At 44.6% G+C, this 22,750-nt stretch carries 20 protein-coding genes; 5 read left to right on the top strand and 15 right to left on the bottom strand.

What is annotated here, in order from left to right; all coding sequences use genetic code 11:
• Positions 1-89 precede the first annotated feature (89 nt).
• From CTER_RS24730 to cdd, 7 genes are all read right to left on the bottom strand, one after another.
• Positions 90-1,829: an ABC transporter ATP-binding protein gene (locus tag CTER_RS24730; RefSeq protein WP_004630409.1), complete on the bottom strand. Its 1,740-nt coding sequence runs from the start codon at positions 1,827-1,829 to the stop codon at positions 90-92.
• Positions 1,819-3,603: an ABC transporter ATP-binding protein gene (locus tag CTER_RS24735; protein ID WP_004630300.1), complete on the bottom strand. Its 1,785-nt coding sequence runs from the start codon at positions 3,601-3,603 to the stop codon at positions 1,819-1,821. Before CTER_RS24735 ends, CTER_RS24730 begins: the two co-directional genes overlap by 11 nt.
• A gap of 64 nt (positions 3,604-3,667) precedes the next feature.
• Positions 3,668-4,150, bottom strand: coding sequence for an HD domain-containing protein (locus CTER_RS24740; RefSeq protein WP_004630338.1), 483 nt, complete (start codon positions 4,148-4,150; stop codon positions 3,668-3,670).
• A gap of 163 nt (positions 4,151-4,313) precedes the next feature.
• Entirely contained in the window at positions 4,314-5,732 is a 1,419-nt protein-coding gene (gene cls, locus CTER_RS24745) for a cardiolipin synthase (protein WP_004630327.1), read from the bottom strand.
• 29 nt (positions 5,733-5,761) lie between these two features.
• Positions 5,762-6,505 (bottom strand): DNA repair protein RecO, encoded by a 744-nt coding sequence (gene recO / locus CTER_RS24750; RefSeq protein WP_004630460.1) that lies wholly within the window; start codon positions 6,503-6,505, stop codon positions 5,762-5,764.
• Positions 6,506-6,623: 118 nt separating this feature from the next.
• Positions 6,624-7,520 (bottom strand): GTPase Era, encoded by an 897-nt coding sequence (gene era / locus CTER_RS24755; RefSeq protein WP_004630489.1) that lies wholly within the window; start codon positions 7,518-7,520, stop codon positions 6,624-6,626.
• A gap of 57 nt (positions 7,521-7,577) precedes the next feature.
• Positions 7,578-7,970 (bottom strand): cytidine deaminase, encoded by a 393-nt coding sequence (gene cdd / locus CTER_RS24760; protein WP_004630493.1) that lies wholly within the window; start codon positions 7,968-7,970, stop codon positions 7,578-7,580.
• Between the two features lie 289 nt (positions 7,971-8,259).
• On the opposite strand from cdd, the gene CTER_RS24765 reads away from it, so the two are divergent.
• From CTER_RS24765 to CTER_RS24785, 5 genes are all read left to right on the top strand, one after another.
• Positions 8,260-8,877, top strand: a complete 618-nt coding sequence (locus CTER_RS24765) for a TetR/AcrR family transcriptional regulator (protein WP_004630354.1) — start codon at positions 8,260-8,262, stop codon at positions 8,875-8,877.
• Positions 8,878-8,964: 87 nt separating this feature from the next.
• The gene (locus CTER_RS24770; RefSeq protein WP_004630482.1) at positions 8,965-10,707 is read left to right on the top strand and encodes an ABC transporter ATP-binding protein; all 1,743 of its coding nucleotides are present in this window, start codon (positions 8,965-8,967) and stop codon (positions 10,705-10,707) included.
• Between the two features lie 12 nt (positions 10,708-10,719).
• On the top strand, positions 10,720-12,465 hold the full coding sequence (locus tag CTER_RS24775) for an ABC transporter ATP-binding protein (RefSeq protein ID WP_004630322.1): 1,746 nt from the start codon (positions 10,720-10,722) through the stop codon (positions 12,463-12,465).
• A gap of 65 nt (positions 12,466-12,530) precedes the next feature.
• Positions 12,531-13,112 carry an MptD family putative ECF transporter S component gene (locus CTER_RS24780; protein ID WP_004630352.1) on the top strand — a complete coding sequence of 194 codons (582 nt, stop codon included), beginning with the start codon at positions 12,531-12,533 and terminating at the stop codon, positions 13,110-13,112.
• Positions 13,112-13,840, top strand: a complete 729-nt coding sequence (locus CTER_RS24785; protein WP_004630306.1) for an energy-coupling factor transporter transmembrane component T — start codon at positions 13,112-13,114, stop codon at positions 13,838-13,840. Before CTER_RS24780 ends, CTER_RS24785 begins: the two co-directional genes overlap by 1 nt.
• Positions 13,841-13,978: 138 nt before the next feature.
• On the opposite strand, the gene melA is transcribed toward CTER_RS24785, so the two are convergent.
• From melA to CTER_RS24825, 8 genes are all read right to left on the bottom strand, one after another.
• Positions 13,979-15,265 carry an alpha-glucosidase/alpha-galactosidase gene (gene melA, locus CTER_RS24790; protein WP_004630414.1) on the bottom strand — a complete coding sequence of 429 codons (1,287 nt, stop codon included), beginning with the start codon at positions 15,263-15,265 and terminating at the stop codon, positions 13,979-13,981.
• Between the two features lie 44 nt (positions 15,266-15,309).
• Positions 15,310-16,278: a 4-hydroxythreonine-4-phosphate dehydrogenase PdxA gene (gene pdxA / locus CTER_RS24795; RefSeq protein ID WP_004630369.1), complete on the bottom strand. Its 969-nt coding sequence runs from the start codon at positions 16,276-16,278 to the stop codon at positions 15,310-15,312.
• 2 nt (positions 16,279-16,280) lie between these two features.
• A complete protein-coding gene (locus CTER_RS24800) occupies positions 16,281-17,510 on the bottom strand; it encodes a four-carbon acid sugar kinase family protein (RefSeq protein ID WP_004630303.1) in 1,230 nt (409 codons plus the stop codon).
• Position 17,511: 1 nt separating this feature from the next.
• Positions 17,512-18,765, bottom strand: a complete 1,254-nt coding sequence (locus CTER_RS24805) for a nickel pincer cofactor-dependent isomerase, group 22 (protein ID WP_004630438.1) — start codon at positions 18,763-18,765, stop codon at positions 17,512-17,514.
• Positions 18,766-18,798: 33 nt separating this feature from the next.
• On the bottom strand, positions 18,799-19,800 hold the full coding sequence (locus CTER_RS24810) for a PdxA family dehydrogenase (RefSeq protein WP_004630418.1): 1,002 nt from the start codon (positions 19,798-19,800) through the stop codon (positions 18,799-18,801).
• A 76-nt stretch (positions 19,801-19,876) separates the two neighbouring features.
• Positions 19,877-20,704, bottom strand: coding sequence for a carbohydrate ABC transporter permease (locus tag CTER_RS24815; protein ID WP_004630304.1), 828 nt, complete (start codon positions 20,702-20,704; stop codon positions 19,877-19,879).
• Positions 20,701-21,591, bottom strand: a complete 891-nt coding sequence (locus CTER_RS24820; protein ID WP_004630313.1) for a carbohydrate ABC transporter permease — start codon at positions 21,589-21,591, stop codon at positions 20,701-20,703. The genes CTER_RS24815 and CTER_RS24820 overlap by 4 nt, the downstream gene beginning before the upstream one ends.
• A gap of 84 nt (positions 21,592-21,675) precedes the next feature.
• On the bottom strand, positions 21,676-22,750 hold a 1,075-nt coding region (locus tag CTER_RS24825), incomplete at its 5' end, for an ABC transporter substrate-binding protein (RefSeq protein ID WP_004630500.1).

The following is a 22,750-nucleotide window of genomic DNA, read 5'->3' on the forward strand; positions in this document are numbered from 1 at the left end:
ACAAAAGTATAAATAATAAGGCATTTGCATATAAAGCAGTTAAAACTAATTAAAACACCTGTCATTATATGGGCAGTTGAATAAAAATGTCAATCCTCATTTTCGTATTGGCTGTAATACAGTTTACTGTAAAAACCGCCCTTTTCCAATAACTGTTCATGATTTCCCTGTTCTACTATCTGCCCGTTATTCAATACCAGTATCAGGTCGGCTTCCCTGATGGTGGAAAGCCTGTGTGCTATTATGAAACTTGTCCTGCCCTCCATCAATTTATTAAAGGCATTCTGAATCTTTATTTCAGTTCTGGTATCCACACTGCTGGTTGCTTCATCAAGAATCAGCATTGGTGGAATTATAAGCATTACCCGTGCAATTGTCAATAGCTGCCGCTGTCCCTGGGACAAATTCCCCCCACCCTCGGCAACCATGGTATTGTAGCCCGCCGGAAGCCTTTTTATAAAGCTGTGGGCGTTTGACGATTTTGCAGCGGCAATTATTTCTTCATCGGTGGCGTCCGGTTTGCCATATGCAATATTTTCCCTGATGGTTCCGCTAAACAGCCAGGTTTCCTGCAATACCATCCCAAAGGATTTTCTGAGGCTGTCCTTTGTCATCTCCCTGCTGTTAATGTCATCTATATATATATTCCCACTATCTACCTCGTAAAACCTCATCAATAAATTTACCAAAGTAGTTTTGCCCGCTCCTGTAGGCCCTACAATAGCAATTCTGGTGCCGGGCTTTACATTAAGACTGAAATCTTTTATAAGCCGGGTTTCAGGATTATATGAGAAATCCACTCTGTCAAAGCTCACCTTTCCTTCAGAACTTGTAAATTCAACAAGCCCCTGTGCTTCCGGCTTCTCGGGTTCACTGTCCAGCACTGCAAATACTCTTTGCGCCGAAGCAGCGGCAGTTTGCAGCTGGGTTGTAACACTTGTTATATTATTTATCGGCTGGGAGAAGTAGGTTGAATAGGTTAAAAAACTTGAAATATATCCTACACTCAGTCTTCCCGCAATAGCTGCTATCCCTCCTGTAAGTCCCAGCAATACATACGTTATATTGTTCACGAGACGTGTTGAAGGATTTACAAGTGATGAATAAAACTGTGCCCACCTGCCCGCCTTGTACAGCCTGCCGTTGATTTCCTCGAATTTTTCCCGGGCACGGTCTTCGTAATTAAAGGCTTTAACCACCTTCTGATTGCCCACCATCTCCTCCACAAAGCCATTCAGCTCACCGTTGAGCCTGGATTGCTCCTTGAAGAGACTTGACGAACGCTTTGTAATAAATGATGCTATAAAGAATGTAATCGGAGTCATAACTATAACAACCAGTGTTATAAAAGGATTGAGAATAAACATAAAAACAAGTGACCCGACTATTGAAATAATACCTGTCACAAATTGGGTGACCGACTGGAAAATACCCTCCGATATATATTCCATATCACTTGTAAGCCGGGCCATTATATCACCGTGGGCATTCCTGTCATAATACTCCAGGGGCATTTGGGTTACGTGTGTGAATACATCGTTCCTCAGCCCTTCAACCGTTCTGTTGGCCAGCTTGCTGGTAAGCACCTGCAGGCTCCATTGAAAAACCGCACTGACCAGGTAAAGTATTATTATTATAACAACTATATTTAATATTTGCTTGAAATCCACCCGTCCCTTTCCAACGATATTATCAACACCCTTACCAATTATAAAAGGTCCCGCTATCATGAGTATATTGCTGAACACGGCACACAACAGGGCGCCCAGAACAAACCTCCTGTGTTTTCCAATGTATTTCAGCAGACGCTTTACAACATTACTTTTCATCCGGCGCCACCCCGCTTTCATCCTGAGAATTCACAATTTCCCTGTACACCGCACAGCTTTCCAGCAGCTCCTCATTTCTCCCCATTCCCACTATTTCACCCTCATCCATTACTACTATGAGCTCGGCATTGCGTATGGCTGCAACACGCTGGGTCACTATTATTACCGTCGTGTCAGTCAGGTTTTCCTTCAGTTCCCTTCTTAAGGAGGCATCTGTGGCGTAGTCAAGTGCACTGGAACTGTCATCAAGTATCAATATTTCAGGCTTTTTTATCAAAGCCCTGGCTATGGCGAGCCTCTGCTTCTGACCTCCGGATAAATTTCTTCCTCCCTGCACTATTTGGGTACTAAACCCTTCCGGCTTCTTTTCAATAAATTCATAGGCCTGAGCCACCTTTGCAGCCTTAACCATGTCGTCCGGGGCAGCATCGTGTTTTCCCCATTTGAGATTTTCCTCCATGGTTCCGGAAAAAAGTACAGACTTCTGGGGAACCATCCCGATCTTATTTCTTAGCTCATTTTGCTTCAGCTTTTTAACATCTGTTCCGTTTATGCAGACAGCGCCTCCCGTGGTATCATAAAAACGTGCTATCAGGCTGATAAGAGTTGTTTTACCTGCCCCCGTGGAACCGATTATCCCGGTAACCTGACCTTTGTATATCCTAAAGGAAATATCCTGCAGCACATTTTCCGCCGACCCGTCATAAGAGAAGCTGACGTTTTTGAATTCTATTACCGGTTCCTCTGCTTTTTCAGTTGAGTTACTCTCTCCCGATAAATCAGTGAGTTGGTCTATTGATTTTAGTTGTTCTTCGGTGGGATCGGAGATTGACGGTTCCAGATCAAGCAGTTCATTGACCCTGGCTGCCGATGCAGCTGCCTTTGTGAAGGTGATCACGAGATTTGCCAGAACTATAAGCGCCGATAAGATCATGTTTACATAGTTTATATAAGCTATTATTTCCCCCTGGGACATACTGCCCTCATAGACCTGATAGCCTCCGAACCAGAGTATTGCAGCAACTCCAAGGTTAATAATGACTGTTGTCGCCGGGTTGAGCAGTGCCGAAATCCGTCCTACCCTGACGGAATTATCGGCATATTCCTTGTTGCTTTTAATAAAACGTTCCCTCTCCTTGTCCAATCTGGCAAAAGCTCGGACCACCCTTGCCCCCGACAGGTTTTCCCGTATAACCGTTGAAAGGGTATCCAGTTTTTTCTGTACTGATTTGTACATTGGGATACTTCTGGACATGACTATGTAGAGAAATGCTGCAAAAAGAGGCATTACAATCAACAGTACCAGAGACAGTTTTACATTGATTATCATTGCCATAACCACCCCGCCTATGCACAGGAAGGGTACCCGGATAACAAGCCTTATAAGCATTGCAACAGCAAATTGCAATTGGTTCACATCACTTGTAATTCTGTTTATTAGCGACGGAGTCCCTATTTTATCGATTTCATTGAAGGAGAAGCTCTGTATTTTTTTGAATAACAGATTTCTCATTGTTGTGCCAAAACCCTGTGAAGCTATTGACGCATAATACTGGCAAATAAATGCCGATCCTGCCCCGATAACGGCAGTGAGCAGCATTAGACCGCCCATCATGTAAATGTATGAAGAATTATTTGCTTTAACACCATTATCTATCAGCTTGGCCATTAATAAGGGAATCAACAGTTCCAGGATGGCCTCCAGCAGCTTGAAAGCCGGTCCCAGCGTGACCTGTTTGATATATGGTTTCAAGTATTTAACCAGTCTGAACAAAATTAAAACTCCTTCTGTTGTGTTGATTTAACTGCATATATTGCTTAAATTTATATACATATGACTAAAGATACATTGTATCCAGTAATTCCACAGCGGCTTTAGTCTTAAAATACTTGCTTCTTATTGAAGCTACGGCCTGCCCATCCATTTCATCCTCATAGATGTTGACGAGGAAATCCGCTTCCACCAGTATCTGAAAATCAGGTCCGTCAATTTTACCGTAGTTATGATGATGCCCCACTATATGGCAAACCCTTTCTATTATTTCAGTATTGATTGGGTATTTCTCCATGATCTGTCTTGCTATAGCCGGACCTTCCTTTTCCTGGTATGGCCCCGCAGAAGAATTGTACTTCCTCTCGGCTTCCTTTATGCCAATATCATGCAGTATGCCTGAAAGCTTTACTATCAGCCTGTTTTTATCATCAAGCTTTTCAAGGTCTGCAATGGCGGCGCAGAAAGCGTACACCTTCAGAGCGTGATTTATCCGTCTTACATCATTATTGAAATATAATATCATTTCCTTGATAATTTCTTCTGTCATATTAACCTCCCAAGCCATATTATGGCTTTGAGCCGCATAGCGGCCACAAGCCAACCTCCATTTTCTATCAATTATAGTTTATTAGAGATGGTAAAACAATAAACTATAAAAAATATTATAAAATATTCTTTTTTAAATAATATGGAAGGAACATCGGGATATTTTAAAGAATTGGTGAAAACAATCTGAATACACTTTCCTGAATTCTTGAGAAAACACTTCTTTCCTGGAATTCCTCCTTGGTCAGCAGCCTGCAAATCTTTAAATCATCTTTGAAAATCTTTATACACCTGCGGGATATTTCTTCGCCGTACATAAAAGCATCAATTTCAAAATTGAGAGAAAAACTTCTCATATCAATATTTGCCGTCCCTATGGCAGAACAGAAATCATCCACTACCATCATTTTTGCATGTAAAAAGCCGGGGTATAAATAAACTTTTATCCCATAATCCATAACATCTGCCACATATGACATAGTAGCCTTGTAAACATAGTTTTTGTCGGGAACTCCGGGTATCTGAATTACCACTTCCACACCTGACAGGGCCGCATCCTGAAGTGCTTCCAGAAAGGTTGCATCAGGTACGAAATAAGGTGTCTGTATAAATATGCTCTGCTTTGCAGAACTGATCATTTTCAGCAGACCCCTTTTTATTTCTTCTCCCCCCGTATCAGGTCCGCTGGAAACTATCTGTATTCCGGTTTTCCCTTTTTCGTTGACCGTTTCCGGAAAGTACCTGCTGGTATCAAACTTTTCGGAAGGCTGTTTTGACGCATAAAGCCAATCTTCGATAAATCTGAGCTGTAGATCCAATACGCTGCTCCCCGTCATCTTCAGGTGAGTATCCCTCCAGGGCTTTATTTTCCTGTGATAACCCAGGTATTCGTCCCCTATGTTTATTCCTCCGGTGTAGCCGATCCTGCTGTCTATTACCACAATTTTGCGGTGGTTTCTGAAATTCACCTTCAAATAATTGCTGATAGTATTAGAGAAATAAGTATATACTTCACCCCCGTTTTCCACAATGGGTGAGTACGCCTTAAACGGCATTAACAGGTTTGAGCCATGGTCAAACAGCACCCGGACCTCAAGCCCTTCCTTTGCCTTTTTGGCAAGCAACTCAATCAGTTTCCTGCCTATATTGTCGTTCTGGAGTATGAAATACAGCAGATGTATGGATTCCCTGGCTTCCTCCAGGTCTTTGAACAGTTGACTGTATTTATCCTGTGCACTTGTGAAGATCACCACTTCATTATTATCCGTATAGGGACTTTGTGAAGTGGCTGCATTCAGTCTCATCAGCTGTTTCATCTGCTCACCGGAATATTCCGGCACTCTGATCTCCCTGCCATAAGGGATTTTGTTTGAATTCTTGAATACTTTATGACTGTACTGCTTATAGGATTTTCTCCCTAAAAGCAAATATAGAAAAAAACCTATCAGAGGCAGCAAAGACAGGGTAATAACCCAGCTTAAGGCCTGGACCGGTTTTTTACGTTCAAAGAAAACAGCTGTGATAATGAATACAATATTTATAGCAATAACTATTATAGTGATGGTAGAGCCTATATTGTTCATATACCACTCCGGATTTTTAATGATTTATTTTATATTAACTGTTTCAAGTAATCGAGCTTGTTATATTCCTTTCCCAGATGCTCCTTTATATATTTCCTTGATATTATTCCCAGCTCTTTTATTGACTGTTCCGACAGCGAAAAGCTGAATAATTTTTGCGGATTTATTCTCATAATATATTTTAAAGCTTTCACCGTCCCCGGCAGAAGAGGTATTACCCTGCCCTTGGGGTTTACACATTCCCCGCAGACAATACCCGAGTTATCCAGATCAAAATACATATTTTCATCGTCTGTTTTATTACAGTTGATGCAGCCTGACACCTGGGGTTCATAGCCCAGCAGCGCCATGAGTCGGAGTTCGAAAACCCTTGTAACCAGCTCCAGCGGGCGTTCGGTCTTGGCAATTACATAAAGAGTGTTCAAAAGGAGCCTGAGAATACTCTCCGAGGGCTCTCCCTCCTGCACATTGTCATAGATCAAATCCAGTATATGCGAGCTGTAAGTGAGCTTGTAAATATCGTTTCTTATCTCGTAGTTTGGCTCGATGACCTCGCAGCAGGACATATTGTACAGCTCCTTGCCCTTAAAGAGCATGTAATCGCTGAAGCACAGCAGCTGAGTGCCGCTGCTTAAAGAATTTTTTGTCCTCCGCGCATTTTTTGCGGCAACTGAAATCTTTCCCTCCTCAGCAGTCAACACGGTTACTATCTTGTCGGCCTCACCGGTATTCACTTCTTTTATAACTATTCCCTTATAATTTACACAACCCATTTACCTTTGCGGCCTCCGAGCTTTAAACCATACCGGGAACTCCCCTTTGGCCGGAGGTCTGCAACTGTTATTTTCCCTCAATGGACCAAAGAGTATACCTGGATAGGCTATTTGACTCTTATTTCTTTTTATTTTGGTAACCCAGATTTTTCAACATGTTGTCGTTGTTGCGCCAATCGGGCTTGACCTTTACCCAGAGTTCAAGAAAGATTTTAGTATCCAGCAGCCTCTCAATTTCGAACCTTGCGGCGCTTCCGATCTTTTTGAGCATTTGCCCCTGTTTGCCTATTATTATTCCCTTGTGGGTGCTCTTTTCACAATAAATTGTTGCCTGTATATTGACAAGACCGTCCTCTCTCTCTTTAAAGGACATAACCTCCACACCCACACCGTGGGGCACCTCATCCTCCAGGTTCAAAAGCACCTTTTCCCTTATCATTTCAGCGGCGATAACCTTTTCAGGCTGGTCTGTCAGGGTATCCTCAGAGAAAAACCTGGGCCCTTCGGGCAAATATTTTAATGCCTCTCTTACTATTATATCAGTTCCGTCATTTTTCAGGGCTGAAATTGGAATAACCGCCTTAAAATCCATCAACTTGCTGTAACCGTCTATTACTGAGAAAAGCTTGTCCTTTCCGGTGATATCAACCTTGTTCAAAATAAGGAAAACAGGAGTGTTGACCTTTTTCAGCTGTTCAATTATGCTGATGTCCAGGTTTCCCGGAAGAGCTGCAGCCTCAGTAAGAAAAAGGATCAAATCCACCTCTTTCATGGTTTCCGACGCTACATTTACCATGTATTCACCCAGCTTGGTCCTGGGTTTGTGAATACCAGGCGTATCTATAAATACAAGCTGGCATTCATCATTTGTAATAACTCCTCTTATGGTGTTCCTTGTGGTTTGAGGCTTGTCGGACATTATAGCTATTTTTTGTCCTGTCAGGGCATTCAACAATGTTGATTTTCCCACATTTGGCCTTCCGATTACCGATACAAAACCCGATTTAAACGACATATATCCTCCATAAATAATTTAACCCATTGTGCTGGTTAATTTGATTGTACTTAATGTTTAAAAACGTCTGAATGCATTGGGCAGTACATCCCCAAAGCGTACTGTCTTATATTCCCCGTTCCTCTTTGTCACTATGATTTCCATTTCGTCATCGGCGAATTCCGCCAGAACCTGTCTGCATATACCACAGGGATATATGTAATCCGGTTCGTCACTTGTTATTGCTATCTTGGCAATTTCAAGCCCGCCAGCCTCTGAGACAGCCTTCCATACGGCAGTCCTCTCGGCGCAGTTGGTAGCTCCGAATGAGGCTATCTCTACATTACAGCCTGTATAAACCTGGCCTGATTTGGTCAGAAGCGCGGCTCCCACATGGAATTTGGAATACGGCACATATGCATTTTCCATAGCCTTTCTGGCATATGCAATCAATTGCTCATTTGTAATCATTTGCTCCTCCATATAGTTTTAAAACATATACCGCAAGAAAATCTGCTTCTCTCACGCTAAAAAAGCATATCTCTATTATATAGCATTTTTTAAATGTTAGTATTATTTTTTTTATTATAGGCCGTAATTCCTCGTTTAATTATTTTCTCTTTTTGGCTTTCCGGATTGTAAGAGCTGTTTAAACAGGCTCTTTAGAATGACATTGACAAGTGTCCTTGATTTCGCTATAATCATAACAGTGTTTCATAACACTGTTATGGATAGAACATTAATGGAAAGGTGTAGTTGAATGGCTAAGCAAATTGAAGGCGTATATGAAAAAGTCCTTGAATGCGCAAAGATTGAGTTTTTGGAGAAAGGCTTCAAAGACGCTTCCCTGCGCACCATCGCTCAAAATGCCGGTACCAGCACCGGATCGATCTACACCCGCTTTGTAGACAAAAATGGTTTGTTCGAAGCGCTGGTGTCGTCCTTCGCAGAAGGATTGAAGGAAATATACCTGTCCGCACAGGTGGATTTCAGCAGGCTTCCGGGCGGTGAACAGCGTGAAACCGTATTTGATTATTCCACTGACAAATTTCAGGACTTCATTTCCTATATCTACCATCATTTTGACGAGGCAAAATTGCTCATCACCTGTTCTGAGGGAACAACTTTTGCCAATTTTGTACACAGCCTGGTAGAGCTTGACGTGGAATATACAAAAAAATTCATAGAAGCCATCGGAAGCGACGCGCTGACCTCGGGCAGGGCCACTCCTGAGTTTCTGCATATCATTTCAAGTGCGGTCTTCTCCGGTGTTTTTGAAATCGTAGTACACGATATGACCAGACAGGCAGCCGAACAGTATATCAGCCGGCTCAGACGGTTTTTTCAGGCTGGTTGGGATACCATCCTCAACCCATAACAATGGTAAAAACACGATTCATGAGATTTTTATCTCAAAAAAATTTGTTACAGAGTTAGCCCTTGCTAACCGAAAGAAGGGATTTATATGGAAAATTCACAGCTGCAAAGCCCTTTCACGCGGCTGGTAGATTTCGCAAGGCCGCACAAAGGAGGGTATATTGCCTCCGTCATATTGGCGGTGCTGGGCGTAGCATCAGGAATGGTGCCGTACTTCGCCGTGTCACAAATGCTCATCCGGCTGATCGAAGGCGGTGCACAACTGTCCTATTATGTTATATGGTGTGGGATCGCGGCATTCGGGTTTACACTGAAGCTTCTTTGCATGAACGTTTCCACCACCTTTTCACATAAGGCGACCTTTGCGGTCATTTCGGAAGTTCGTTTACGCCTGACCTCCAAGCTGACAAGAGTCCCGATGGGATATCTGCTGGATACTCCCTCGGGCAAGTTCAAAACTACCATCGTAGAACGGACGGACAGCATTGAAACGCCGCTGGCACACGTACTGCCCGAAATGACCTCCAATCTGCTGGTGCCACTGGGTATTATTATATATTTATTTACCCTTGACTGGCGAATGTCACTGGTATCCCTGATTACCCTTCCCATTGGCTTTCTCGCTTATATGGCCATGATGAAGGATTACGCAGTAAAGTATACGGCTGTTGCCAATGCCGGAAAGCACATGAGCGGCACTGTGGTGGAATACATAAACGGCATTGAAGTCATCAAGGCATTCAATCAATCGGCCAAATCTTATGCCAAGTTTACCGATGCCGTCAGGAAAAACACTCAGCTCGTATTTGAGTGGATGCACGCCACACAGGTATATTCCGCAGTGGCTCAAAGTATCTGGCCAGCCGTGCTCATCGGTGTCCTTCCTGCCGGATGTCTGTTTTATCTGAATGGCTCTCTGTCTGCACCAAATTTTATTACGATTACCATTTTATCGCTGGGTATTGTTGGTCCCATCATAGCCGCTATGATGTTTACCGACGATATCGCAAAAATCGGAACCATTGTGGGTGATATCGGGGCAATCCTGGATACGCCGGATCTGAAAAGACCTGTCGAAAAGAAGCTGCTGAACGGTTCGGACCTTGAGCTCAAAGACGTCACTTTCGCCTACAAGGATGAGCAGATACTTAAAGGCGTAAGCCTGAAAATTAACGCAGCCAGTGTGACCGCTATTGTCGGGCCGTCCGGCGGAGGGAAATCCACGATTGCCAAACTGATTGCCTCCCTGTGGGACGTGGATGGCGGCAACATCACACTTGGCGGAACAGACGTCAGGGATATACCGGCTGAGCAGCTCATGGACAGCATCGCCTATGTGTCGCAGGATAACTACCTGTTTAATGAAACGGTGCGGAACAACATCCGCATGGGAAGGCATGACGCGACAGACGCCGAGGTGGAGGCCACAGCGAAAGCCTCCGGCTGCCATGAATTCATCATGAAGCTGGAACATGGCTACGAAACCGTGGCAGGAGGCGCAGGCGGGCACCTGTCGGGCGGCGAGCGTCAACGAATCGCCATTGCACGGGCTATGCTGAAAAATGCTCCCGTCGTCATTCTGGACGAAGCCACGGCTTACACCGATCCGGAAAACGAAGCCGTCATTCAGGAGGCCGTGGCAAAGCTTGTGGATGGAAAGACGCTCATAGTCATTGCCCATAGGCTTTCCACCATCACCGACTCCGACAATATTGTCGTTGTGGATCGGGGCCGTATCCTGGCCGAAGGCGGGCACGATGAACTGCTGAAAAAATGCAATCTGTACCGCAGCATGTGGCAGGCCCACATGGACGCCAGAGATGATCAATGAGGAGGAATTAAAATGTTTCGCATCTTTCGCAAATTCTTCGTTTTTGCCGGGGACCAGAAAAACAAATGGAAAAAAGGCATCATCTTCGCCGTTCTGCATTCCCTGTGCGAGGCGTTCCAAATGCTGGCAATTGCCGTGGTTTTGAAGGCTATGGTTGAAAACACCATGGATACCGGCACAGTATGGCTGACACTGGGCATAATGGTGTTCAGTGTATCCGGCACTATTGTTACCCGCCATATCTCCCATAAAAGCGAGATTACCGGCAGCTATGCCATGTGTGAGGAAAAACGCATCGGTATCGGCGACCGTATGAAATACATGCCCATGGGCTACTTCAATAGTCACAGCCTGGGCAATATCACTGCCGCGGCCACCACCACCATGGAGGAAATCGAGAAGATTGCGCCGCCCGCAATGGTCCGAACCATCCACGGCCTGATCCGAACCTTCATCATGGTGGTCGGCTTGACGATTTTTGACTGGCGCATGGGGCTGATTTCCTTCGCCGGCGTACTGCTTTTCCTTGCGGTTAATGCATTGCTGCAGCGCAAATCCCACCTTCTTTCCCCCATGCGTCAGTCGGCACAGGCCAAACTTGTGGAAGCGGTATTGGAATACATACAGGGCATGAGTGTGGTCAAGACATTTCACCTGGATAAAGCAGCCAATAAAAACATTGACACCGCCATCCGGGAGGTCGAAAAACGCAATTTCAGAATGGAGATCGGTTTCATTCCCTATGTGGCGCTCCAGCAGCTGGTGCTGCGTCTGACCAGCGTGACGATGGTGCTCGCTTCCGTCACATTCTATCTCAATGGCACTATGGAGCTGTTCATGTGCCTGCTGATGATTGTCTGCGGTTTCTTCGTCTATACCGAACTGGAGGCTGCAGGACTCATGTCCTCCTTCATCCGTCTGATTGACGCTTCCATTGACCGCGTGGAGGAAATCCATCAAACACCCGTCATGGACATCAACGGCCACGTTCAACAGCCCCAAAGTCTGGATATCGCCTTCCGAAACGTCAGCTTCTCCTATGAAAATCGGAAGATCATCGACAATGTCAGCTTCACCATCCCACAGGGTACCACGACGGCTATCGTAGGCCCCTCGGGAGGAGGCAAGACAACACTGTGCAATCTGATGGCACGATTCTGGGATGTGGACGAAGGCGCCGTTACACTGGGCGGAAAAGACGTGAGGGAATATAAACTGGACAGCCTGCTGGAAAACATCAGCATGGTGTTCCAGCACGTCTACCTGTTCAATGATACCATCTTGAACAACATCCGCTTTGGAAAACCCAATGCTGATATGGAGGAGGTCGTTGCGGCAGCGAAAAAAGCATGCTGTCATGAATTTATTACGGCCCTCTCCGACGGTTACGACACCGTAATCGGCGAGGGTGGAGCCACCCTGTCCGGCGGTGAAAAGCAGCGCATTTCCATCGCCCGGGCCATGCTCAAGGACGCACCCATTGTTATTCTGGACGAGGCAACCGCAAATGTGGACCCCGAAAACGAGAGCAAGCTTCAGGAGGCTGTGGCCCAGCTTACCAAAAACAAGACCGTCGTTATGATCGCCCACCGGCTGAAAACCGTGCGTCACGCCGACCAGATCCTGGTGGTCGACTCCGGGAAGATCGTACAGCGCGGGACACACAATGACTTGATACGGCAGCGCGGCATTTATTCGGATTTTATCGGTGTGCGCCGGAAGGCAATCGGCTGGAAGCTGAAAGCACAAAAAGTATAAAAGGCAACAAATCATTTATACCATATAGTTAGCGACCACTAACTAAGGAAGCGGAGGATTTTAATATGAATAATAAACTCAATGTCAAGGACCTGATTAATGTTGGTATTTTTTCTGCAATCTACTTCGTAATGTTTTTTATCAGTGGAATGACCGGCTTCGTTCCGATTTTTGCGGTGATATTTCCCGCTATTCTGTCCATTCTGGGAGGGATTCCCTTTATGCTGTTTTTGACAAAAACAAGGAAATTCGGCATGATCACCATCATGGGTATTTTGATGGGAATCCTAACGTTCCTTATGGGACAGAGCTGGATCGCAATTATCACAGGTTTTGTTTGCGGACTGTTTGCCGATTGGATATATAAAGCCGGTAAGTATGCGAGCTGGAAACATATCCTATCCAGCTATTGCATATTCAGCCTGTGGGTAATCGGCTCCATGCTCCCGATGTGGGTTATGAAGGATGCATTTTTTGCCGGAGTTCGGGCTGGCCAGGGTGCTGAATTTACTGACGCCTTGCTGGCGTATATCAACAGTCGGGTGCTTTTAGGCATCATTGTCCTGACTGTGCTTTGTGCGGTTGCCGGCGCATTCCTTGGAAGGGGCATCCTTAAAAAGCACTTTAAAAGGGCGGGCATCGTATAATGAAGGCACAACTTTTTCAATCCGCCTCGGTACATACACAAATAAGGCTCGATCCGCGCACAAAACTCTATTTGCTGCTGGCAGTCAATGTCATTATGCTAAACAGCAATACCGTGGGCACATCCGCTTACATTAAAGCCCTGCTTGCCGTTATCCCGTTTCTTCTGCTGCTTACGAGCCGAAGAAGAAACGGAGCTGTATGCTTTGCAATTTTTTATCTTGCCGCCCAATGCGGGAGGATCTTTCTATATAATCAAACCACCGGTGTCGCCGATATTATAATCCGCATGCTTATTGAACTGATGCTGCGCTTTGTACCCGGCATGACGTTAGGCTATTATATGCTGAGCACCACACGGGTCGGCGAATTTCTGGCGGCTATGGAACGGATACATTTGACACAGAAGCTTACCATTCCACTTTCGGTCATGTTCCGTTTTTTACCTACCATTGCCGAGGAATACCGCTCGATCCGCGATGCCATGAGAATGAGGGGCATCGCGGGTATTTTCGGGAAGAATCCCTCCGCTGCCCTGGAATACCGTATGGTGCCTCTTATGATGTCTATTGTCAAGATAGGCAATGAGCTTTCGGCGGCGGCGCTGACAAGGGGGTTGGGTTCCCCTGTGAAACGGACGAATATCTGTAAAATCGGCTTTTGCGTGTGGGACGCTGTGTTCTCTCTGATGGCAACCGCATCCGCAGTGTCCTATCTCCTGCTTACATGATTTAAACCGGATGCTGCCGCCCTGGGCTGACTGCGCAGGAGAGACGGCCGTATAGCCGAAAAACGGGATATGGATATCAAAAAAGCAAGCCTGCAGGACTGAAACCCGGGGCTTGCTTTCTTTTAACTTTCCTGATTGTTATTTAAAAGCCGGCAGCAGATGCGCATGTGCCTCAAACAGTTCATCAGTCATATTTCTTATCTCGTCCAGTGTTAATACCGAAGACGTATGAGGATCCATCATAACGGCATTGTATATATATTCCTTCTTACCCTTTAATGCACCTTCCACGGCCAGCTGCTGCACACTTATGTTTGTCTGATTCAGTGCTGCCAGCTGAGTTGGGAGTTTACCCACGGCTACAGGCTGGAAGCCGTTTTTGTTTACAAGGCAGGGGACTTCCACGCAGCTGTCGGCAGGCAGATTCTCTATCAAGCCATTATTAATCACGTTTCCGTTAAAGGAACGCTCATATCCTGTTTCAAGCGAGTGAATGATGTATGCGGCATATTCATGACTTAATTTTGTCTCCAGGTCTTTTCCGCTTTCAAGTGTTGCTTTTGTATCTTCAAATCTGCCTATATTTCTTACACTTCTGCGGACATATTCGTCAATGGGAATATCCAGTTTGCCGATCAATTCCTCTCTTTTTATGAAATAAGGTACATACTCGGCCATATGCTCGCTGGATTCAGTTACAAAATAACCAAAATGCCTCATGATCTCAAATCTGACTTTGTTATCGCCATATATTTCAGGCTTATCCAGACAATCAAACAGTTGGGGATACAGATCCTTTCCTTTATGCTCCAATTTTAAAAACCATGCCATGTGATTTATTCCTGCTACCACATAATTGATCTCACTATAGGGCACTGAAATATATTCCGCCAATTTTTCAGAGGTTTGCTGTACGCTGTGGCAAAGCCCCACATATTTTATTCCCGAGCTCTTCAAAGCTGCCAGGGACAAAATAGCCATCGGATTTGAATAGTTCAGCAAATAAGCATCCGGGCATATTTCTTCCATGTCCCTTAAAAGGTCAAGCAAGGGAGGAATTGTTCTAAGGCCCCTGAAAACACCTCCAACTCCCAAAGTATCTGCTATTGTCTGCTTCAGGCCGTATTTTCTTGGTATGTCAAAATCGAACAGCGTGGCTTCATGACCGCCCACCTGAATTGCATGTATGACATAATCAGCATCTTTTAACGCAGTACGCCTGTCCATGGTTGTCTCGATCTTGGCCCTCCCGCCTATTCTCCGGGAAAACTGTTTTGCCATAAGTTCTGCAACTCTCAGCCTTTCCGCATCAATATCCATAAGACTGAAGGTGATGTCCTGCAATTCACTGAAAGATAATATATCAGCCATTACCTGCTTTGCAAATATAACACTTCCTGCCCCTATAAATGTAACCTTTGCCATAGTATACCTCCGATAAGTATTTTATTTTAATTACGTCAATTACATCATTTCCTGCCACACATTTTTACCGCCAGGTTAAAAGCTTCAATAAGGCTGCGGGTGGAGGCCATACCTTTATAGGCTATGTCAAAAGCAGTCCCATGGTCAACCGAAGTCCTGATGACCTTAAGGCCAAGGGTCACATTTACTCCTCCCTCAAAATCCAATAATTTCATCGGAATATGTCCCTGGTCATGGTACATGCATACCACTGCATCAAACTGTTTTTTGCAGGCCTTTATAAAAACCGTGTCGGGAGCGACAGGCCCCTCCACGTTAATCCCTTCTTCCCTTGCCTTCTCAACTGCCGGCTTTATCTCCAATATATCCTCTTTTCCAAAGGACCCGTTTTCACCCGCATGGGCATTAAGGCCGGCTACTGCAATCCTTGGCTCCTGTATATAACTTTTAAGAGCCTCATATGTGAGCTTTATAACATTGTAAACCCTATCCTTTTTTACCTTTTCGACGGCCTCCTGCATCGATACGTGCGTACTTACATGGGTTACCGTCAGCTTCTCGCCTGAGAGCATCATGGTGTAATTTTTCTGCCCGCAAAGCTCTGCAATAAGCTCGGTATGTCCTGAAAAATCAGGATCACTCAATCTGGTTGACTCCTTATTCATGGGCAGGGTGACCAAAGCCTGTATTTTCCCTTCCAGGGCCAGTCTCACAGCCTTTTCCACATAGCTTCTGGCCGCGTATCCCGATTCCCTGGATATCTGCCCTATTCTGAGCTGTTCTTTTCCCAACAGTTTCATATCCAGAACATTAAAATATCCCCGGGTTAGCTCATCAACATCTGTAACCCGCTTTAAAGGCACATTATACCCCAGCAGGCTGTTACAGTATTCAATTATTTCATAATCACCTATGAGAATAAAATTCTCACATATATCTCCGCTTCCGAATGCTTTCAAAGCCAGTTCCGGACCCACTCCTCCGGCCTCTCCCATTGTAATCCCTATTAACATGGCTATACCTTTCCCTTCAAATAATCCTGTATTTTCAGTAAAACATCCTCTTCTCCGAAGCCTCCGGCTTTACTGACCAGTATGATTTTACCATATTTGCATACGGCATGTGATACAGCCACACCTGGTACGATTTCTTCTACCGGCAGTAATCCTGAACACTCCACCGCCTCCATTATATGAATTGCCGTATCCCCGCCAAATACAACCAGGGCGCACTCTGTGCCGCAATCCAGCACCAGTCTGGTCAAAGCTCCCAGACTGCCGGCTACTTTCACGGGGTCGCCCGCCTCATCAACTTCTTCTCTGCGGTTAACTGTTTTTACGATTACCTTGCCGGTCCGCTTTATCATCCCGGCAATCCCTGCCGCCAATTCTTTTCCCCGGATTGTTTCCATATACCCGGGGGCATTCTTCTGTTCGGATGTAAGTACGATACTTTCAAAGCCTGACATTTCCCCATACAAAGTCTGTTTAATGGAGTCCCGGTTGATGCTTCCGCTGACCACCAGGATATTTTCCGCTTTGACCTGTTCAAGGCCGGCACCGCATTTTTCAAGGTCTATAAATTCGGGTAAATATTCTGCAAATCCCGCACATCCGGCGGTAAGCGACAGCTTTTTCCTGCTGCTCAGAATTTTGCCGGTATTTATCAGATCCCCGTTGGACTGTCCGTCAAATATATAAATGGTATTCCTATCTTCCAGGCCGGTAATCAGCCTTCCTCTGGCAGTTGCAGGAACCGCACCGATTCCGGGCTGCCGCATGAGTATTTCAGGAATATAACCGGTTGTTATTGGATTCAACAGATCCTTTGAATAAATGGTTTGATGGAGCGGTATACCGTCCACAAATTGCACCGAGTCAATGGTTGTCCTTCCGGTTTTGGGATATGCAGGTACACACATAAGGGGCGCACCCTCCCATGCATCCATTACCGCCTTCAGTTCCTGGCCGACATTTCCCCTGAAGGTGGAGTCTATCTTTTTATAAACATGTTGTATCCCATACTCCCGGGCCTTCAGCGCAAGCCTGTGCACTATTTCGTAAGCCTCCCCGGGAGAAATATGCCGGCTTTCGGTGTCAATCACCAATACCTGTACATCCTGCTCAACCTGATCAAAATCCAATTGGGTGCAGGTACTTACAAAAGTCCTGATCCCTTTTTTTGAGAACTGTACACCAGTATCCATGGCACCTGTAAAATCATCCGCCATCACAAGCAATCTCATTTTATGTATCTCCCGGTTCAAACTTTTTTAACGAGCCCTGTAAATCTGTCATTTCTTCGAAGTCCCCGATAACCTCAATATTTAAACTGTCTTTTATTTCCTCATATATACCCGGTGAAACATATATTTCACCCAGATGGAGAGTATTTTTTATCCTTATAATTCCTACAGCTTCAAGATCTGTTTTGCCGCAGGTCCTGAGAGCATATTCCACCGCCTCTTCATCCGTTTGGGCAACAACAGGCATTTTCCCTCTTTCCAGGAAGGTGCTTGTCAATACATTCTCATATGTCGCCTTAAAGTCAATCTTATCATAAAGCCTTCTGGTTATAAAATCCGCCAGCCCCATACCCAGCGCATTCCCGTGGGAAGCCCCGGTCAGATCGGTTACAACTATATTGGTTATATCCGGCTTTTCAGGCTCCTTTTCATTTCTGATCCTCATTCTGCCTGTGATATTGGGATCTATGCCTACACCGCTGATATCCTTTCCCATTTCGTCTACAATCAGAATATCCAGCTTGTCAACCGGAAGCCCCGGCATGTTTTTTCTGCATGTGTCCAGCAGCTTCATTTCTTCCTCTTCCATTAATTCAGGTTTTACAGCTTTAATAACCGCAGTATTGTCATAGGCATTTTCAACGATGCCTATCCCCAGCATGATTTTGCTATTTTTAAGGATATGCCTTGCAGCTTTGGGGATCAACTCCCTCAGACCATATACTCCGTAGCTGTGTATTTCCAGAGCCTGCTTATGTTTTCCCAGCCCGATCACACACATTTTCAGGAGACCGCTTTCGGTTTTACCGTGAAAATCCGTGTGAACCTTAATACGATTTATTACAATAATGCCATCTGCATTATAGGCATAGCTGTCCATAAAAACCTTATGGCACAACTCTCCCTGCGGAAGTTCCACCACTTCCATGGAAGAATATATGGGAGCTCCTGTGTATTCTTCGGTGATACCATACCCTTCCAGAACCTTCTTCTGTCCGTCGGCATTGGCTCCTCCATGGCTTCCCATGGCAGGCACCACAAAGGGTTTTACCCCCATAGCTTTCAAATATTCTACCGTTGCCTTCACAATACGGTGAATATTTTTTATGCCTCTGCTGCCCACTGCCAGGGCAATACTGGAGCCACTTGCAAATTTTGCACCGGATTTTGCAAGCTCGTTTTTTACTTCACCTTCAATGTCTTCTATACATTCATCGGCAAATTTCTGTTTTACTCTGATAAGCTTTGGCAACATTGCTTAGAACCTCACTCTCTTTATAATCTATAATCAAGTTAAGGTATTGTCCCACTCTGCCATTTTTGAAGCTATCATCACCGCTTTTTCCATGGGTTGGATATTTGCAATGCCCTGTCCGGCAATGTCAAATGCCGTTCCATGTGCCGGTGTTGTGATGGGATAAGGGAATCCGGTGGAAACCGTCACTCCTTCATGGAATTTCAACAGCTTCAGTGCAATCTGCCCCTGGTCGTGATATAACGTAGTCACCGCGTCATACATGCCTTTGAAGGCACTTATAAATATGGTATCTGCCGGAAATGGTCCCGCAACGTTGATGCCCTCTGCTTTAGCCGCATTTATTGCAGGAGTTATCACCTCAATTTCTTCGGTTCCGCAGGAACCTGACTCTCCGGCATGAGGATTCAGTGCGGCAACAGCAATTCTCGGATCATGGTAACCGTTCTTTTTCAAGGTGTTGTGGGCAAGTCTCATAGCGTCCAGCAAAGCTACTATTGTCAAATTGCCAGGGACCTCTTTAAACGGAATATGGCTGGTTGCCCTTGAAGTCCACAATCCATTTATTACATTCATCTCGCCATATACATCCTTCCACCCGAGATAATGTGCCATCATATTCATTTCAGACTCAAAATCAAAACCGCCCCTTTTCAATGAGGCCTTATTTAAAGGTGCATATACAAATCCCTTTATAATTCCTTTTTTACAAAAATCCAGCGCAGCAAGCAGAGCCTCTCCTGTTGCACGTCCGGATTCCGCATTTATGGTGGAAAGAGCTACAGTCTCAATATTGAGATTTTTCAGGTCAAAAATATTTACAGACCCATCCCATTCTATTTTTGATGTATCTTCAATCATTGTGACCGGAAAATCCACTCCTGCAATTTTCATTCCCCATTTTAATACCCTGGCATCTCCTATTATAAGAGGTCTGCAGTAATCATCAAATTTTTTCAGGGCGCACATCCCGGCTACAAGTTCCGGACCGATACCTGCAGCCTCGCCTAAGAGGATTCCTAAAACTGGTTTCATAATTATATTCCTGTCTCTTTCTTTTAGTTTACATTCCTATTTAGTTTGAAGTCCCAAATGTTTACTGTTATATTTTCTACCCCTTGATACCTGTTGTAACTATTCCCTGTACAATCAGTTTCTGGAACATTAAAAATACTATCAATACCGGAATAATGGCAAGCAGGGAAATAGCCATGAGAGAATTCCACTCAACATAGAACTGGCCTACAAAGCTGGCCAACCCCAGCTGAACTGTGTACATGTCCTTGTCACTGGTTGTAATAAGCGGCCAGAGAAAATCATTCCATCTCCACATGAATGTAAATATGGACAGTATTGCAATCAATGGTTTGCAGTTGGGCAATATGATTTTTACAAATATTTTGAACTCGGACTCTCCGTCGATTCTCGCCGCTTCTATTAATTCATACGGTATCTCATCCATGAACTGCTTGGACAGAAACAGGCCAAAAGCTTCGGCAGCCCTTGGAATGATCAGGCCCGCATAGCTGTTGAGCCAACCCAGCTTTGAAAGAATAATAAAGTTCGGTACCATAATGATTTGCATGGGTATCATCAAGGTGGAAAGTACGATCAAAAACAGTACCTTTCTGCCTCTGAACCTGTATTTTGCAAATGTGTATCCTGCCAGCAGGTTGATAAACACTGTTAGAAGCACCGAAACTGTGGCCACGATGCCGCTGTTTAAAAAATACCTTGCAAAGGGAGCCATGCTGAATATTTCTGCAAAATTGCTCCATTGAGGATTTGACGGAAAAAGTATCGGGACTTTTGCAAAAAGGTCTTCCGATGGTTTCAACGCAGTTGACAGCATCCAGAATAACGGGAATAATGTTACCATCGCCGCCAGTAATAATAATATAAATGCAATCCGGTCTTTTAAAACTTCCTTTTTTATCATTGCTGGTCATCCCCCTTCATTTGCAGCAGAGTTAAAATAAATATTATAAGGAATAATACAACTCCGCCTGCTGATGCATATCCCATCTCTCCAACCTGAAATGCCTGTTTATAAATATAATGAACCATTACCGTACTTGAGAAACCCGGTCCTCCTCCGGTCATGGTATAGAACAGGTCAAAACCCATAAATCCATAAATTATGGACATTACCGTCAGGAATACTGTTGTCGATCTCAACAATGGCCAGGTAATATATTTAAACTTCTTCATGTCCCCCGCACCGTCAATTTCAGCTGCCTCATAGTAGTCCTGTGATATTCCCTGTAAACCTCCCAGGTAAATTACCATGCAATAACCGCATCTTACCCAGATTGTGGCCAATATTACCGAAGGCATGGACAGGGCATTACTGGTAAGCCACTGCTGTTCTCCTATTCCTACCGCCTCTAAAACATAGTTCAGCACGCCGTAATCAGTACTTAATATCCATTGCCATATCAAACCGGTTGCAACCAGGGAAACTACCGTAGGGATATAGAATATTCCTCGAAGAGCCCCCCTCAGCGGCATATTTCTGTTTAAAGCTATTGCCCCTATCAAGCCAAGCGCCAGAGTTGTGGGAACAGTGGCCAGGGTATAGTAAACCGTATTCAGCATTGCCGCAAGAAACTGTTTGTCGCTCAGCAATTTAACATAGTTGGAAATTCCGTTAAACTCCGGTGTACCTATAAGAGTCCATTTGGTAAAGCTCATGGTAAAGGTGAAAATAATAGGGATAATCATAAAAGTCAAAAACAGAAGCATATTTGGTGCAATAAACAAGTATGGGAGAAATTTATTTCTGTTAAGCCTGGTATTATTTTTTTTAACTGATGAAAGCTGCATTTTTCACGTCCCCTATCAGGTTAAAGTCAGACCTGCAAATCATATATTTGCAGGTCCGCCATACATTTATTAGTTTGCCAGATATTACTTTAATGCCGCATCAATGCCATCTTTTAAAGCCTTTTGTACTTCTGCCGGATCTTTCCCCTGTGTGAATAACATATCCAGTTCATCTGACAGTAAAGCAGTAATTTTGCTCATATTCGGGGATGTAACAGACTGGGCCATATTGGCCGGAACTGTTGTGGACTGCTCCATGAATACCTTCATTATATCAGGTTGGTTTATTGCATATTTGAGCTTTTCAGGAGTAATACTGTTTCTTGCAGGCAGGAATATACCATTCTCTACAAAATATGTCATACTTTCCTGTGATGTCATAAACTCTATGAATTGCAGTGCCTGTTCAGGATTCTTGGCCTTATTCATGACCGACAGTGCATTTCCGCCCATGTCGGAAGCAGCAGCCTTATCCCTTGGCATGTAAGTTACCCCATAAGTATAGTTTGTCATGTTCTTATCAAAGTTGGTTGCCAGCCAGTTTCCGTTGATTATCATGCCAACCGTTCCATTTGTAAATAATGTGTTGATATCTTCAGTACCCTTTACACTTGTTCCTGCAGGCACCAGACCTTCATCAAAGAATCTCTTTGACAGCTTCAGTGCTTCCAGTGCTTCAGGGCTGTCTATCTTACTTGTGCTCAGATCATCCGAGAGGAGCTGACCACCCTTTTGATACAGCAGAGGCAGCCATCTGTAGCTGTTCCCTTTTGTCCAGTTGTATGCAAAGCCATATTTGGCTCCAGCTTTTTCTTTCAGCTGTTTAGCTATATCAAGGAACTGGTCCCAGGTCCAGGCATCTTCAAGCTTGGTAGGAGCTGTGATGCCAAGTTTCTCAAAGTAATTCTTATTGTAATACAACGCCAGAGTATCAGTATGTTGTGGAATGGCATAAGTCGCACCTTTGTAATTAACCGCACTCCATAAGGAAGGAAGAAAGTCTGAGCTGAAATCCGCAGGAAGGTCTTTGGTTATATCTTTTAGAACACCATTGCTTGAATATCTTCCCACCTGCTGGAATTGAATCCTTATAGCGTCGGGTACATCATTTCCGGCAATTCTGGTTTCAAGTTTTGTATAAAAATCCTTAAATTCTCCA

The sequence above is a fragment of the Ruminiclostridium cellobioparum subsp. termitidis CT1112 genome, assembly GCF_000350485.1.
GTDB lineage: Bacteria > Bacillota > Clostridia > Acetivibrionales > DSM-1351 > Ruminiclostridium > Ruminiclostridium termitidis.